The following is a 14,858-nucleotide window of genomic DNA, read 5'->3' as shown; positions in this document are numbered from 1 at the left end:
GGGCGTATTGTCGCGCGAGCGGCGAACGATTGGCGCGGCCCGTTGCCAACCGAGCCTGCAAAACTTCTACAAGGTTTCTCACAAATCAACACCGCGCCCTGATCACCCTGTTTTACGGATGCCGTCTAAGCTCTGAGGGTTGGTTTTGCCCTGGTTCACGGAGGATTAAATATGCTGTTGTTGTGGATACTGGTTCTGATCGTCGGCATCGCCTACCTGGCTCACCGCCGCACCGCCCCGCTACCCGCCCTGTGCATCGTTGCCGTTTATGTGGTGGCAATGGGCGCCTTCAGTCACGCGCCCGGCTGGCTGTTGCTGCTGCTTTGGGTGTTGATTGCCGCCGTGGCGGCGCCGCTGTTGCTGCCAGATCTGCGCCGCAAGTTCTTCAGTGCGCCGCTGTTCAGCTGGTTCCAGAAAACCCTGCCGCCAATGTCGCAGACTGAACGTGATGCCATCGACGCCGGCACGGTATGGTGGGACGGTGAGTTGTTCAGCGGTCGTCCGGACTGGGACAAACTGCTGGCCTATCCAAAAGTACAGCTGAGCGAAGAAGAGCAGGCCTTTATCGATGGCCCGACCGAAGAGCTCTGCGCCATGGTCAGCGACTGGCAGATCGGCCAGGACATGGACCTGCCGCCAGACGCCTGGACCCACATCAAGGACAACGGCTTCTTTGCCCTGATCATTCCCAAGGAGTTTGGCGGTAAAGGTTTTTCCGCCTATGCCCACTCCCAGGTCGCGATGAAACTGGCGACCCGCAGCGGCGACCTCGCCTCCACCGTGATGGTCCCCAACTCCCTCGGCCCTGCCGAACTGTTGCTGCACTACGGCACTGACGAACAACGTAACCACTACCTGCCACGCCTGGCCCGCGGTGACGATATTCCATGCTTCGCCCTCACCGGCCCACTTGCCGGCTCCGATGCCGGGGCAATGCCGGACACCGGCGTCATCTGCAAAGGCGAATGGGAAGGCAAGGAAACCCTCGGCCTGCGCCTGAACTGGGAGAAGCGCTACATCACCCTTGGCCCGGTCGCTACCCTCCTCGGCCTGGCATTCAAGGCCTATGACCCGGATCACCTGCTGGGTGACAAGGAAGACCTGGGTATCAGCCTGGCGCTGATCCCAACTGATACCCCTGGCGTCGAGATCGGCCGTCGTCACCTGCCACTGGGCGCGGCGTTCATGAACGGCCCGAACTCCGGCAAGGACGTGTTTGTGCCGCTGGAGTTTCTGATCGGCGGCCAGGAAATGCTCGGCAAGGGCTGGATGATGTTGATGAACTGCCTGTCTGTTGGCCGTTCGATTTCCCTGCCGGCAGTCGGCACTGGCGCGGCCAAGTTCACCAGCCTGGTGACCGGTCAGTACGCCCAGGTCCGCGAGCAATTCAACGTGCCACTCTCGGCATTCGAAGGCATCCAGGAAGCCATGGCGCGCATAGGTGGCAACGCCTGGATGATGGACGCCGCGCGAATGCTCACTGCCAATGCGGTGGATCTTGGCGAAAAACCCTCGGTACTGTCGGCGATTCTCAAGTACCACCTAACTGAACGCGGTCGCGAGTGCATCAGCCATGCCATGGACGTGCACGGCGGCAAGGCGATCATCATGGGCCCGAACAATTACCTGGGACGCAGCTGGAACGGCGCGCCGATCTTCATCACCGTGGAAGGCGCCAACATTCTTTCGCGTAACCTGATGATCTTCGGCCAGGGAGCGATTCGCTGCCATCCGTTCGTGCTCAAGGAAATGGCACTTGCCGGTCGCGAAGACAAGGATCAGGCGCTGGTTGAATTTGATGCGCTGCTGCTCAAGCATATCGGTTTTGCGGTCAGCAACGCCGCGAGCACGCTGGTCCTGAACCTCGGTTTCGGACACTTCGAACGAGCGCCGGGCAACGCCCTGAGCCAGGGCTATTTCCGCGCTCTTAATCGCCAGGCCGCTGCATTCGCCATGCTCGCCGACCTCAGCATGATGTTGCTGGGCGGTGAACTGAAACGTCGCGAACGCCTGTCGGCACGCCTTGGCGATGTGCTCAGCAACATGTACCTGGCTTCCGCCGCCCTCAAGCGTTACCACGACCTGGACTCGCCCGAGCACATGGCGCCGCTGTTCACCTGGGCAATGGAAGAAAGCCTCGGTCAGTCGGAAAAAGCCCTGGATGAACTGCTGACCAACTTCCCGAACAAGGTGCTGGGCTGCCTGTTGCGAGTGATCGTGTTTCCATTCGGTCGTCGCCATAAAGGGCCGTCCGACAAACTCGGCGCTGAAGTAGCGGCAGTGATCGGCCGGGCCAAGGGTGATCCGACCCTGGAAGAGTTGCTGGGTGGCTGCTACCGTCCGCAGGCGGCAGATGATGCGGTCGGCGCGCTGCAGCACGCGTGCAATCTGCTGAATGCCGCGCAGCCGCTGCAGAAAAAGCTGCATGGGGCACTCAAGAGTGGCCAGGTCAAGCCGGCTGCCGGGGAACATGCGATTGATGCGGCACTGCAAGCGGGCGTACTGCAACCCGTCGAAGCGCTGACGCTGCGTGACGCCGAGGCGGCGCGACGCAAGGTGATCGATGTCGATGACTTCGACAAGGACGAGCTGGCGCTGGCTGACGGAAAGGTCCGCTGATCCCGCTCGACCTGTAAAAACGGGCGCAGGAGCTTTATACTCCTGCGCCCGTTTTGCTCTTGAGGACTTATCTCGTGTCCAACATCGTTGCCGATCATCTCGTCCTGCTGGACCACCTGCGCAGCATCCTGGTCGCTGTAGGTGAAGCCGAGCAGGTTCCAGAAGAAAGCCATGCCTTGTTCCTGGAGCGTTTCGACGAACTGCGTGCATTGCTTCCGGTCGATCCGATCGAAAGCCAGTACCTGGGCCAGGACATCCTGTGCCAGGTCATCACCCGCTACCCACAAATTGCCCACCTGGTCCCGCGCGACCTGCTGTGGTATTTCGCCGGGGACTGCCTGCACTACATGCCCGATGATGAAATCGACTTGTACCAGGCGCTGGAAGAACGCCGCTTCGAAGCCGAACAGAATGACGAACCGTTCGACTGGAATCAGGAGAAGCAGCTGTTGTCGATGTCCAATGACGACAGCAAGCACTGATTCACAATCAAAAGATCGCAGCCTTCGGCAGCTCCTACATTTGTACGGCGTACACCCCGTAGGAGCTGCCGCAGGCTGCGATCTTTTGATCTTCACTCAGAGCAACCCTTCACTTTCGGGCAATTCATAAGCCGCCAAGGCACCTCCCCGCCCCGGCTTGCCCAGGGTCGGCTCTTTCTCCAGGCACTCCACCAGATAATCAATAAACACCCGCAACTTCGGCGGCATGTACCGCGTCGGCGAATGCAACAGCCAGGCGCCGCCATGGTATGACGCCAGAAAAGTCCAGTCCGGCAGCACCTGCACGATCAACCCCTGTTCCAGCGCATAACGCGCGGTGAAGTACGGCAGGCTGCCAATCCCAATGTGCTGCAACACCGCGCCCAGTCGAACGCCGGTGTGGTTGGCGGCATAACGTCCGCGCACTCCGACCGTGACTGCCTTGGTACCCTTCTTGAATTTCCAGCGCGCATCACTCGGGGTTTCTCCCAGGTAGATGCAACTGTGGTTGAGCAAGTCGTGAGGATGCGTCGGCGTACCGTGTTCAGCCAGGTACTGCGGGGTGGCGCACAGCATATGATCGATGGTCAGCAACTGCCGCCCCACCAAACCTGCGGGTGGTCGATCGGTGATTCGAATGGCCAGGTCGACGTTGTCGTCGATCAGGTCCACCTGCCGATCCTCAAGTAGCAGTTCGACGTCCACTTTGGGATAACGCCGCAAAAACTCCGGCATATGCGGATGTATAACGAATCGCCCCACCGCCTTGGGCACGCTGATCCGTATCAGCCCCTCGGCTTCATCGGTGAACTGGCCACTGATCTCCATAACCGACTTGGCAGCGCTCACCATCTCCTGGCAACGCTTGAACACCTCCTCACCGCCATCGCTCAAGCGTAATTTGCGTGTGGTGCGTTGCAACAGGCGAGTGGCCAGCGCTTTCTCCAGGCGCGAGATGCTGCGACTGACAGCCGAGGGTGACGAGCCTAGCTGGCGAGCCGCTTCGGAGAAGCTGCCGGTCTCGACAACTTTGACGAATATCGCCATTTCACCCAGCAACGGCAGCGGTAAATTTATGCTCACAGCGCAACAGTCCTTTGATGTTTCAACGGATTATCACGCATTTCCAGCCTATCTATAATGAAAAACAGTAATTATTCGGACCTGAAACATGACGCTTCGCCTGTTTTTCCACAGTGATGAGCTTAATGCCAACGTGGAAGTGCTGGACTGCACGCCAAACGAGGACGAGTTCGCCGTCGTGTTGCGGGCCACACTGTTTCACCCTCAGGGCGGTGGCCAGCCTTTTGATACCGGCTGGATCGGTGAAAGTCAGGTGCTGCGGGTAGTACAGGATCCCGAGCGGATCATCCATTTCGTCGATCGGCCGGTCAGCTCTGGCATGAGCCGGATACGCGTCGATGAGCAACGTCGCCAGTTCAACACCCGTATGCACTCCGCTGGTCATTTGATCGGTCACTTTGTTCAGGCCAAAGGATGGATGCCGATCAAGGCGCACCACTGGCCGGGTGAAGGCCGGGTGCAATTCAAACCCACAGAGTCTGCGCATGAAGTCGACGCACAAACCGTCCAGCACGGTCTCGATCAGTGGATTGCCGACGACCTGCCACGCCTGACGTCGCTGCGCGAAGGCGCCAGGGAAATCAGCTTTGGCGAACTGCCTGCCTATGGTTGCGGCGGTACTCATGTGCGCAGCCTGAAGGATCTGGGCACGGTCACGATTACCTCTGTCTCCAGCAAAAAAGGCACCCTGTCAGTCCACTACAGCCTGGACTGAGCCTGCGGCCGCCTGGATTCGCGGCTTTCCTAATGCCCGGTTAGATGGACCTGAACATGATGCTGGACGTCGAGCGTCTCGATGAGACGTGCATAAAGAAATTGGCCAACGAGGACATTCTCGCGCTGCGGATCAAGGGCCTCCTGCCCTCCGCGCTGGCTATCGAGATTGGCAGCAAGATCCTCGCGCCGGGCTTTGAGGGCTATATCAATGCGCCGAGCATCGGCCGCATCGGCATGGCCTTCTATGAAGCCGAAAATCGCGCAGTGCTGGTCGAGGATTACTTCGAACGTGCTTCACGCAACATCACCGAGTTGCGCAACCGCTGCGCGCCTTACGCCTCGCCGGTGGATACCTTGCGCTGCATGCTCGACGAATCCTGGCCAGCCGGCGCCCACCTGGAAAACCTTTACGGTCGCAAGATGTACGTCGGGCTCTCCCGGGTAGTGGAACCTGGGGTGTGCTTTCTGGCCCACCACGACATTTTCGCCAAAGATGCCCCCCACAGCTTTCAGGCCAGAAGCCTGGAAGCACAGTTCGCCGGCAATGTTTACCTGAACATGCCCAGCGAAGGCGGCGAATTGCAGATCTGGAACCACGACATTTCAGCGGACCAGTTTGACGAGATGCGCGGTGACTGTTACGGCATAGACCCGTCGCTACTCGGCGCTCCTACCCTGCAGATCCGACCTGAGCCAGGCGACTTCATCCTGTTCAATTCGCGCTGCATGCACTCGGTGACACCGGGCATCCTGGCGCCGCGCCTGAGCCTTTCATTCTTTGTCGGTTACCGCGGCACTGCCTCCCCCCTGACCTTCTGGAGTTGAACATGCTGGGTAATTACCTGGGCGAGTTTCTGGCACTGGCAACCATCCACTTTCTCGCGGTGGTTGCTCCCGGACCGGATTTCGCCGTGACCATCCGCCAGAGCGTGCGCTTTGGCCGACTTGTAGGCATCTGCACCGCGCTGGGCATTGGCGCAGGCATATCGGTTCACGTGCTGTACACCCTGCTTGGCGTTGGCGCGTTGATGCACACCACGCCCTGGTTGTTGACCGTAGCCAAGGTTGCAGGGGGCGCCTACATTTTGTACCTGGGCGTCGGTCTGCTGCGCAGTAAGGCGAAAACCGTGCTGGAAGGCGAACAGGACAAGGACTCGCCGGTCGTTGAGCAATCCTTGATGAAGGCCTTCATCACTGGCTTCCTGACCAATGCCACCAACCCCAAAGCCACCCTGTTCTTCCTGGCGATTTTCACCACGATCATCAGTGCCACGACCCCGCTCAATATTCAAGCGCTGTACGGAGTCTGGATGTGCCTGGTCAACGCCCTGTGGTTTGTCATCGTCGCGTTGTTTTTTTCCAGCAACAAGGTGCGCGTGCTGTTCATGCGCATGGGCCATTGGTTCGAGCGGACGATGGGCGTGATCCTGATTCTGTTCGCCGGGCGCCTGATTCTTTCGATGTAAAAAACCAGGAGCGCAAAAGGCCCACTCAGTCTGACTGGCGGGTCTTTTTTACTCGCAGGATACAAATCCCGCGCAAACAAAAACGCCGCTCAATGAGCGGCGTTTTCGTTAAATATGGAGCGGGAAACGAGACTCGAACTCGCGACCCCGACCTTGGCAAGGTCGTGCTCTACCAACTGAGCTATTCCCGCAAATGGCGTCCCCTAGGGGACTCGAACCCCTGTTACCGCCGTGAAAGGGCGGTGTCCTAGGCCACTAGACGAAGGGGACACACAACTGAAACACATGGTGTGTGTTTCAGTGCCCAGAGATTAAATCCGAAGATTTTGCCCTGGTTTCACTCAGTGCCGCCCGAGAGCCACACTGCTTAAACTTGGAGCGGGAAACGAGACTCGAACTCGCGACCCCGACCTTGGCAAGGTCGTGCTCTACCAACTGAGCTATTCCCGCAATGGCGTCCCCTAGGGGACTCGAACCCCTGTTACCGCCGTGAAAGGGCGGTGTCCTAGGCCACTAGACGAAGGGGACACACGTACAACATTCACTTCCTACTGCGTTTCGCTGTGTGCTTTACGCTGTAAGTGGCGCGCATTCTATGGATGGATTGGGAGGTCGTCAACCCCCAACTATAAATTTATTTAAATCAATGACTTCGAACTGCTTTCAGGCGCGTTTCGGGCTTTTCCGCCGCCCGGGGTCTGACGCCTATATTCTGACACCTGCCAAGACGTTATAGTCGATCCGTAGCACCGATGATGGCAATGTGCACTCAAACACGATTGCTTATATAAGGCGCATCGCGGCCGATACAGGCAGAACACTGTCCGATTCAACCCGTCGTACAGCGCTATGCGCTCCAATGCCAAGCCACTACACTCGCTCGCGAATCCCATAAAGAGGTCTTACCGGTGACTCCACTCATGATCACCCTGCTCGTCGTAGCCGGGATCGCACTATTGATCGCCATTGGCTACATGAACCATGTGGTGGAAAACAACAAGCTGGAGAAGGCCCGCACCAAGGTTGAGCTCAACGATCGCCTGCGCCGTTGCGGCGAGATCACCGAGACATTCCCTGGTCAGTTGATGACACCGGCACTCAAGCTGTTGCTGACTCGCCTGGAACTGAATGTCTGCCAGCGCCTGTTGAATCTGGAGAAATCCAACGCTGGCCTCAAGGAACGGATTGCCGAGCTGAGCGCTTTAGTCGCCCAAGGCGAGTCGATCCCGGTCAACAACCCGCCAGCGCCGATCCAGACCGAAGCCAAAGCCAAAGACGTACGTTTCCTGCTGGAAGCCCTGCATGGTCAAATCACCCGCGCAGCCCAAGACGGTTTCCTGCCGACCAACGAAGCCAAGCGCTGGATTCGTGAAGTTCGACACATCCTGGTACTGCTGCACATCGAGTTCTTCAACAATCTCGGCCAGCACTCACTGCAGCAAAATCAACCGGGGCAGGCCCGCCTGGCGTTCGAGCGCGGCGTGCAATACCTGCGCAAACAGCAGGAACCGCAGGTTTACGCCGAACAACTGCAGTACCTGGAAAAACTCCTCGCTCGCGCCAACGCCCAGGTGATGGACAAGACGGCCCCGGCCGAGGACGAAGTGAACGAGCTGACCGAAGGCCTCAAGGACGTCGAAGCCGATGCCGACTGGAAGAAGAAAGTGATCTACGACTGACAGCGCCCGCCCGCGTTCACACCGGAAACCTGAGCGAGCTTGCTCGCGAAAAACCCAAGAGCGCCATGTGGTGTCAGGTTCCCAGCGTTATCGTTGGCGACCATCGTCGGAACGCCGCCCGGAGCAGGCTCGCTCCTACAGATTTAACCTGCGGGCCGAGCGGTATCGTTACCGGCCCCTACAGTTTGAAATGCCCTACCATCCCCTTCAACTCAATCCCCAACTGCGCCAGTTCGATGCTGGACGCAGCATTGCCTTGCATGGCCAGCGAAGACTGGTCGGCACTGGCGCGAATACTGGTCACGCTGCGGTTGATCTCCTCGGCCACCGAGCTCTGTTCCTCGGCCGCTGCGGCAATCTGCTGGTTCATCTGCTGAATCAACGACACCGCCGCCGCAATGCTGCCCAGCGCACTTTCGGTCTGCAGCGCGTCACTGACCGCCAGCTTGACCAGTTCACCACTGCGCTGGATCTGCTGCACTGACGACTGCGCCGCTGAACGCAGGGCGCTCACCAGACGCTCGATTTCCTCGGTAGACTGCTGGGTGCGCTTGGCCAGCGCCCGGACTTCATCGGCCACCACCGCGAAACCCCTGCCCTGCTCGCCGGCCCGTGCGGCTTCGATTGCTGCGTTCAGCGCCAGCAGGTTAGTCTGCTCGGCCACGCTCTTGATCACACTGAGCACCGTGCCAATGTTCTGGATCTCAGCGCTCAAGCTTTCGATACTTGAACTGGCCGAGGTGGCCGAGTCCGCCAGCAGCTCGATGCGCGCCATGCTCTGGCGCACCACTTGCTGCCCGCTTTCGACCTTGCCGTCGGCAGTCTGCGCGGCTTGAGCCGCCTCCTCCGCATTACGTGCAACGTCGTGCACGGTGGCGGTCATCTGGTTCATCGCAGTTGCCACCTGCTCGGTTTCCTCCTTCTGGCTACTGACTTCAAGATTGGTCTGTTCGGTGCCCGCCGATAACGATTGCGCCGAACTGGCCAACTGCTCGATACCTGCCTGCAGTCCGCTGACAATGCTGCTCAGCCCCGCCCCCATCTGCTGCATGGCCTGCATCAGCTGGCCGATCTCGTCGCGCCGCGTCACCTCGACCGTTGCGCTCAGATCACCCGAGGCGATTCGCTGGGCAACATGAATAACACTGCGCAGTGGCGCCACAATCAGGCGGGTAATCACCCACGCGGCAATCAAACCGACCAGCAGTGCCAGCGCCGAGGAACCGATGATCAGCATGGCGTTCTTTTTCAGCTCTGCCTGCATCGACTGGTCATCGGCAACGTAAGCCTGATCCACCCGCTCCACCACCTGGGCGGCACGCAGATGCAGCTGCGTGTAGACGGTTTTTTCTTGGGCCAGCAGCCCGGTGTACTCCGCGAGTTTTTCGCTGAAGCCAGCAATGTGGCCAGTCACTTCATTGAGGACTGTCTTGTAGCCGTCATCCGAGACGGTGGCCTTGAGCTGTTCAACCTGGGCCAGCGCCTGGTCAGCCTGTTCGATCTTGCCCTGGCCCGCACTGTCATCGCCCTTGCGGCTAAGGTCCAGGCGCACCCGCGCCTCGTTCAGGGCCTGCAGCATCAACCGCGAAACCTGGCTGACCTGGCCGGCCTGTTCGATAAACTGGCCGCCATCCTTGCCCTGCGACTCTTTCAAGGTATAGGCGCCGTCGTCGGCAAGCCCGGCTTGCAGGACATCAAGATTGTTGGCGACGCTGGAAACCGACCAGTTGGCCATCTCCAGCGCCAGGTCCTTGGTCTGGCTGAGCGAGACGAACTCGTCAAAGGCTTTTTGGTACGCGCCAAGGGACTGTTCGACGTCGACCATGACTGGAACATTCGCCGCAGACGTCTGCTTGAGCCCATCCGCGAGGGCGATCAGGTCATCGACCCCGGCGTGCAAGGCCTCGACGGTTTTCACGTCACCACGCAAGGCATACTCCTGCTCGAGCAAGCGCACCTTGAGCAAGCCGCTATTGAGTGAGGACATCTGCTTGAGGGCGTCGAAGCGCTGACTGATGGCCTGCAGCGACCACACCCCGATCGCGGCGATCAGCGCCGTCAACAACAGCACCAGGGCGAACCCCACGCCCAATTTTCTTGCCATACCGAGGTTGGCAAAACGTCCTTGCGCCACCGTGATCATTGCGTTGGGCCCCTTGACTGAGTCTATTCACGCAGATTCGCAATGGGCCCCAGTCAACACAAGGCTCTGGCGCCGGAATAATGGCAAAAAGCTACGTCTCCGTCGTTTTCAGAACGCTTGAGGTCGATCCAGTGAAGTCGCCTGAAAAAAACCTCGGGCTCGCCGGTCACAAGCATAGGCGACATTGATGCGCAGCCAGTCGGTCGCCTCTGCGGTGGAACTGAACGCGGTGGCCGACGACAACTGGATGCCGTGATACCGAGCCAAGGCGCCAATCTGCTGGTAGTCGTGCTTGCGCGAGCGCGCCCAGACGAACAGGCCTCCGCCAGGCTTGCCGAACACCTCCCACTCGGCGTCTTCCAGTATTTGCACTGCGATCTTTCGGTCGCTGTTCAACCGTTGTCGTTGGCGCTGCACCAACTTGCTATAGGCACCGCTGGCCAACAGGCAGGCCAGCACCGACTCGGCGAATGGCGAGGCGCCCTGGCTGCTGATCATCTTGACCTTGGCCAGCCGGGCGATGATCTCCGTAGGCGCTACCAGGAAGCCGACCCTGAGCGAACTGCTGAGGGTTTTTGAATAGCTGCCGACGTAGATCACCTTGTGGTCAATATCCAGCGCGGCCAATCGCGCGCCTGGCCCGGTTTGCAAATCCGCATAGACGTCGTCCTCGATGACCAGCACGCCATGGGCTTTGGCCAGCTGCAATACGCGCTGCGCAACTGGCCTGACCAGGCTGCTGCCGGTAGGATTCTGATGGAAGCTATTGATAAACAACGCCTGGGGCCGCTGCGTGAGCAGTACCCTTTCGAGCACAGCCAGGTCGGGCCCGGTCGGGGTTCGCGGCACCTCGATCATGGTCACTCCGTGCAAGCGCAGGAGATCGAACAACACACTGTACCCTGGGCTTTCCACCACCACACGGTCGCCCGGCTTGAGCAAGGTCCGCACGATCAAATCCAGCCCCTGGCTGGCGCCTGCGGTGGTCAGGACCTGATGTTCCTGCGCATGGATTTCCAGCCGACCGAGCCGCTTGAGAATCTGCTGGCGCAAGAGCGGCAGGCCAAGCGGTGTGCTGTAGTTGAACAGGCTGGCCATATCGGTGCGGCTGACCTGACGAATCGCGAAGGCCAGGTCATCGGTTTCCCGCCAGCTCTCGGGTAGTCCACCGCAGCCCAGGGGCAGTGCGTCATGCACCGCGTGCGGTGGTTGCCCAGCACCACCGCTCCAGGATAAGTCCCCATGCTCGATGGCCTGCGGCGCCGAGGCGACGAAAAAAGCCGGTCCACTGCGCGAGCCCAGCAGCCCTTTTGCCACCAGGCGCTCGCAGGCTTCGACGACGCAGGCCTGGCTAAGCAGATTGACTCGCGCAATCTGCCGTACCGGGGGTAGTCGGGTACCGGGTGCCACGTCGCTGCATCTCAGCCAGCGGATCAGTGAGTCGACGATTTGCTGTACGACCGGGACCAAAGCCTGGCGATCTATTCTCAGTTCCATGAGCAGCTGCCTCCTTGTTCGTTTTTACGCAAGGCAGTTAAGCAGGGTGCTCCTGAATGGATGGGGAACGGCGGATGGGAATGGGGGTGGATTTAATGTTCGGAAACAGTTTTGGGCTGTGGGGAGCGTGGTGGTTTCAGGATCAAAAGATCGCAGCCTCGTTGCACTCGACAGCTCCTACGCAGCTCCTGCGCGGCGCAAACAGGTGCAACGCAGTATCAGAAGGCTGTCACTCCGCCGTCTACTGCCAGTGAGTGTCCGGTGGTGAACGCGGCGCCGTCGCTGCACAGGTACAACACCGCGCTGGCGATCTCCTCGACCTTGCCGATGCGGCCGACCGGGTGCATCGCACTGGCGAATTCGCCCTTCTTCGGATCAGCCTCGTAAGCCCGTCGGAACATATCGGTGTCGATGACCGCCGGGCATACCGCGTTGACCCGAATTTTCTTCTTCGCGTACTCGATCGCCGCCGACTTGGTCAGGCCGATCACTGCATGCTTGGATGCCGCATAGATGCTCATCTTCGGTGCCGCCCCGAGGCCCGCCACAGACGCGGTGTTGACGATCGCGCCGCCGCCCTGGGCCAGCAGCAGGGGCAGCTGGTACTTCATGCACAACCAGACGCCTTTGACGTTGACGCCCATGATCGCGTCGAACTCGTCGAGCGTGCCGTCCGCCAGCCTGCCCTTTTCGATTTCAATGCCAGCGTTATTGAAGGCGTAGTCGAGGCGACCGTAGGTATTCACCACCTCATCCATAAGATGTTTTACCTCGCTTTCCTGCGTGACGTCGCAGCGCACGAAGGTCGCTTCACCGCCTAACGTACGAATCAGCGCCACGGTGCCTTCGCCGCCGGCTGTATCCAGGTCGGCCACCACCACTTTCAAGCCTTCAGCGGCAAACGCCTGGGCAGTCGCGCGGCCGATACCATTGCCGGCGCCCGTCACCACGGCGACCTGGCCAGAAAACGTCATGCTCATTGTCATGTCCTCAGAAAGATGCAGGGAAAGTGCGTCACCCAGTCTAGTCACAGGTGCTTGCAGCGCGGCAGCACTATCAAAAGGCCGGTTGCCTGCCCATGAGTTGCAGTGATGAAACCTGCGGCCTGACTATCACTGCACTGGATCTCAGTGCATTCGCCGTATCAGCCAAACTTGCGGCTTCGACCACTAAGAGCTATCAACAAGGCTTCATTCCTCTTGAGCGCCTGTCATGACTACCCAGACCAATCGCCAGTTCCTGCTCGCCAAGCGTCCAGTGGGCCCGGCGACTCGCGAGACGTTCACCTATCAGGAAGTACCGGTCGGCGAGCCGGCTGCGGGGCAGATCCTGGTCAAGAACGAATACCTGTCCCTGGACCCGGCCATGCGCGGCTGGATGAACGAGGGCAAGTCCTACATTCCACCCGTCGGTATCGGCGAAGTCATGCGCGCACTGGGTGTAGGCAAAGTCGTCGCCTCGAACAATCCAGGCTTTACCGTGGGTGATTACGTCAACGGCGCCCTCGGCGTGCAGGACTATTTCCTCGGCGAGCCACGGGGTTTCTACAAGGTCGATCCGAAACTGGCACCGCTGCCACGTTACCTGTCTGCACTGGGCATGACCGGCATGACCGCCTACTTCGCCCTGCTTGACGTTGGCGCGCCAAAGCCAGGTGATACCGTGGTGCTGTCGGGTGCCGCCGGGGCTGTGGGCAGCATTGCCGGGCAGATTGCCAAGATCAAGGGCTGCCGCGTGATCGGCATCGCAGGCGGCGCCGACAAGTGCAAGTTCCTGATTGATGAGCTCGGGTTCGACGGAGTCATCGACTACAAAAACGAGGACGTCGTCGCCGGCCTGAAGCGCGAGTGCCCGAAAGGCGTCGACGTGTATTTCGATAACGTCGGCGGAGACATTCTCGACGCAGTGCTGAGCCGCCTGGCCATGAAGGCACGCGTGGTGATTTGCGGCGCTATCAGCCAGTACAACAACAAGGAAGCGGTGAAGGGGCCGGCCAATTATCTGTCGCTGCTGGTCAACCGCGCCCGCATGGAAGGCTTTGTGGTGATGGACCACGCCGCACAGTTCGCCGCCGCCGGGCAGGAGATGGCGGGCTGGATGGCCAAGGGGCAGCTCAAGAGCAAGGAAGATATTGTCGAGGGGCTGGAGACGTTCCCGGAAACGCTGATGAAGTTGTTCAGCGGGGAGAATTTCGGCAAGTTGGTGTTGAAGGTTTAACCCGCCTCTTCAGTGACGCAAAATTACTGTAGGAGTGAGCCTGCTCGCGATGGCGGAGTATCAGTCGATAACAAATTTGACTGACACTGCGCCATCGCGAGCAGGCTCACTCCTACAGTGGGTTCAACTGTGTACGCAGACAGTTACGCCAACTCGGCTACTACAGCCGCCAACGCCTTGGCCGGATCAGCCGCCTGGCTGATCGGACGGCCAATCACCAGGTAATCCGAGCCCGCATCCAGCGCCTGGCGCGGAGTCAGGATACGGCGTTGATCGTCCTGGGCGCTGCCCGCCGGGCGAATCCCCGGGGTAACCAATTGCAGCGACGGGTGCGTCGACTTCAGGGCCTGGGCTTCCATCGCCGAGCACACCAGTCCGTCCATCCCGGCTTTTTCCGCCAGGGCCGCCAGGCGCAGTACCTGTTCCTGAGGCTCGATGTCGAGGCCGATACCGGCCAGATCCTCACGCTCCATGCTGGTCAGCACGGTCACGCCGATCAGCAGCGGTTTCGGGCCGGTGCGCTGATCAAGCACTTCGCGACACGCAGCCATCATGCGCAAGCCGCCGGAACAATGCACGTTGACCATCCACACGCCCATTTCCGCAGCGGCCTTCACTGCCATCGCAGTGGTGTTCGGAATGTCGTGAAATTTCAGGTCGAGGAACACTTCGAAACCCTTGTCGCGCAGGGTGCCGACAATTTCCGACGCGCAGCTGGTGAACAGCTCTTTACCCACTTTGACCCGGCACAGGGTCGGGTCCAGTTGATCGGCCAGCTTCAGTGCGGCGTCACGGGTGGGGAAATCCAGGGCGACGATGATAGGAGTCTGGCAGACGGACATGGGCGGGCTCTCAGGCAGGACGAAATCGGCGCGCATTGTAGCGGAACCAGCGGCGCTGCGGGACCCGATGATCGGTAAATCGTCCCGACTGATCCGCCAATTCCAGCTTTTTT

The 14,858-nt window shown here is 59.9% G+C and carries 12 protein-coding genes, 4 tRNA genes and 1 pseudogene; 7 read left to right on the top strand and 10 right to left on the bottom strand.

Going from position 1 to position 14,858, the window contains the following annotated elements; genetic code table 11:
• Nucleotides 1–171: 171 nt before the first annotated feature.
• Nucleotides 172–2,619 (top strand): acyl-CoA dehydrogenase, encoded by a 2,448-nt coding sequence (locus tag ACYZTK_RS22505; RefSeq protein ID WP_462011838.1) that lies wholly within the window; start codon nt 172–174, stop codon nt 2,617–2,619.
• 74 nt (nt 2,620–2,693) lie between these two features.
• The gene (locus ACYZTK_RS22500) at nt 2,694–3,101 is read left to right on the top strand and encodes a PA2817 family protein (protein WP_225570854.1); all 408 of its coding nucleotides are present in this window, start codon (nt 2,694–2,696) and stop codon (nt 3,099–3,101) included.
• Between the two features lie 96 nt (nt 3,102–3,197).
• Here the strand turns inward: ACYZTK_RS22500 and ACYZTK_RS22495 are convergent, their stop codons facing one another.
• Nucleotides 3,198–4,184 (bottom strand): LysR family transcriptional regulator, encoded by a 987-nt coding sequence (locus ACYZTK_RS22495; RefSeq protein WP_462011837.1) that lies wholly within the window; start codon nt 4,182–4,184, stop codon nt 3,198–3,200.
• Between the two features lie 88 nt (nt 4,185–4,272).
• Here ACYZTK_RS22495 and ACYZTK_RS22490 point away from each other — a divergent pair, with 88 nt between their 5' ends.
• Genes ACYZTK_RS22490 through ACYZTK_RS22480 form a run of 3 tightly spaced genes read left to right on the top strand, consistent with a single transcriptional unit; the run spans nt 4,273 to nt 6,367 of the window.
• Nucleotides 4,273–4,899: an alanyl-tRNA editing protein gene (locus ACYZTK_RS22490; RefSeq protein WP_462011836.1), complete on the top strand. Its 627-nt coding sequence runs from the start codon at nt 4,273–4,275 to the stop codon at nt 4,897–4,899.
• A 56-nt stretch (nt 4,900–4,955) separates the two neighbouring features.
• Nucleotides 4,956–5,726, top strand: coding sequence for a 2OG-Fe(II) oxygenase (locus ACYZTK_RS22485; protein WP_462011835.1), 771 nt, complete (start codon nt 4,956–4,958; stop codon nt 5,724–5,726).
• Between the two features lie 2 nt (nt 5,727–5,728).
• A complete protein-coding gene (locus tag ACYZTK_RS22480) occupies nt 5,729–6,367 on the top strand; it encodes a LysE family translocator (RefSeq protein WP_462011834.1) in 639 nt (212 codons plus the stop codon).
• A gap of 115 nt (nt 6,368–6,482) precedes the next feature.
• On the opposite strand, the gene ACYZTK_RS22475 is transcribed toward ACYZTK_RS22480, so the two are convergent.
• From ACYZTK_RS22475 to ACYZTK_RS22460, 4 genes are all read right to left on the bottom strand, one after another.
• A tRNA-Gly gene (locus tag ACYZTK_RS22475) sits at nt 6,483–6,558 on the bottom strand.
• A gap of 3 nt (nt 6,559–6,561) precedes the next feature.
• Nucleotides 6,562–6,637 (bottom strand) — tRNA-Glu (locus ACYZTK_RS22470).
• Nucleotides 6,638–6,741: 104 nt separating this feature from the next.
• Nucleotides 6,742–6,817 (bottom strand) — tRNA-Gly (locus ACYZTK_RS22465).
• 2 nt (nt 6,818–6,819) lie between these two features.
• Nucleotides 6,820–6,895 (bottom strand) — tRNA-Glu (locus tag ACYZTK_RS22460).
• Between the two features lie 392 nt (nt 6,896–7,287).
• Here ACYZTK_RS22460 and ACYZTK_RS22455 point away from each other — a divergent pair.
• Entirely contained in the window at nt 7,288–8,046 is a 759-nt protein-coding gene (locus tag ACYZTK_RS22455) for a hypothetical protein (RefSeq protein WP_462011833.1), read from the top strand.
• Nucleotides 8,047–8,224: 178 nt separating this feature from the next.
• On the opposite strand, the gene ACYZTK_RS22450 is transcribed toward ACYZTK_RS22455, so the two are convergent.
• The 4 genes and pseudogenes from ACYZTK_RS22450 to ACYZTK_RS22435 form a co-directional block, all read right to left on the bottom strand.
• Nucleotides 8,225–8,929: a methyl-accepting chemotaxis protein gene (locus ACYZTK_RS22450; RefSeq protein ID WP_462014953.1), complete on the bottom strand. Its 705-nt coding sequence runs from the start codon at nt 8,927–8,929 to the stop codon at nt 8,225–8,227.
• A gap of 42 nt (nt 8,930–8,971) precedes the next feature.
• Nucleotides 8,972–9,283 (bottom strand): annotated as a pseudogene (locus ACYZTK_RS22445) (HAMP domain-containing protein); the annotation flags it as partial.
• Between the two features lie 1,014 nt (nt 9,284–10,297).
• Entirely contained in the window at nt 10,298–11,686 is a 1,389-nt protein-coding gene (locus tag ACYZTK_RS22440; RefSeq protein WP_462011832.1) for an aminotransferase-like domain-containing protein, read from the bottom strand.
• Nucleotides 11,687–11,904: 218 nt separating this feature from the next.
• Nucleotides 11,905–12,666, bottom strand: a complete 762-nt coding sequence (locus tag ACYZTK_RS22435) for an SDR family oxidoreductase (RefSeq protein ID WP_462011831.1) — start codon at nt 12,664–12,666, stop codon at nt 11,905–11,907.
• 232 nt (nt 12,667–12,898) lie between these two features.
• On the opposite strand from ACYZTK_RS22435, the gene ACYZTK_RS22430 reads away from it, so the two are divergent.
• Complete coding sequence (locus tag ACYZTK_RS22430; protein ID WP_462011830.1) at nt 12,899–13,903, top strand: NADP-dependent oxidoreductase; 1,005 nt, start codon at nt 12,899–12,901, stop codon at nt 13,901–13,903.
• 143 nt (nt 13,904–14,046) lie between these two features.
• On the opposite strand, the gene pyrF is transcribed toward ACYZTK_RS22430, so the two are convergent.
• The gene (pyrF, locus tag ACYZTK_RS22425; protein WP_462011829.1) at nt 14,047–14,745 is read right to left on the bottom strand and encodes an orotidine-5'-phosphate decarboxylase; all 699 of its coding nucleotides are present in this window, start codon (nt 14,743–14,745) and stop codon (nt 14,047–14,049) included.
• Between the last annotated feature and the right edge of the window lie 113 nt (nt 14,746–14,858).

This window comes from Pseudomonas sp. LB3P31 (genome assembly GCF_054897945.1).
The sequence above is the reverse complement of the archived record's forward strand: the minus strand, read 5'-3'. Positions and strand labels throughout refer to the sequence as shown.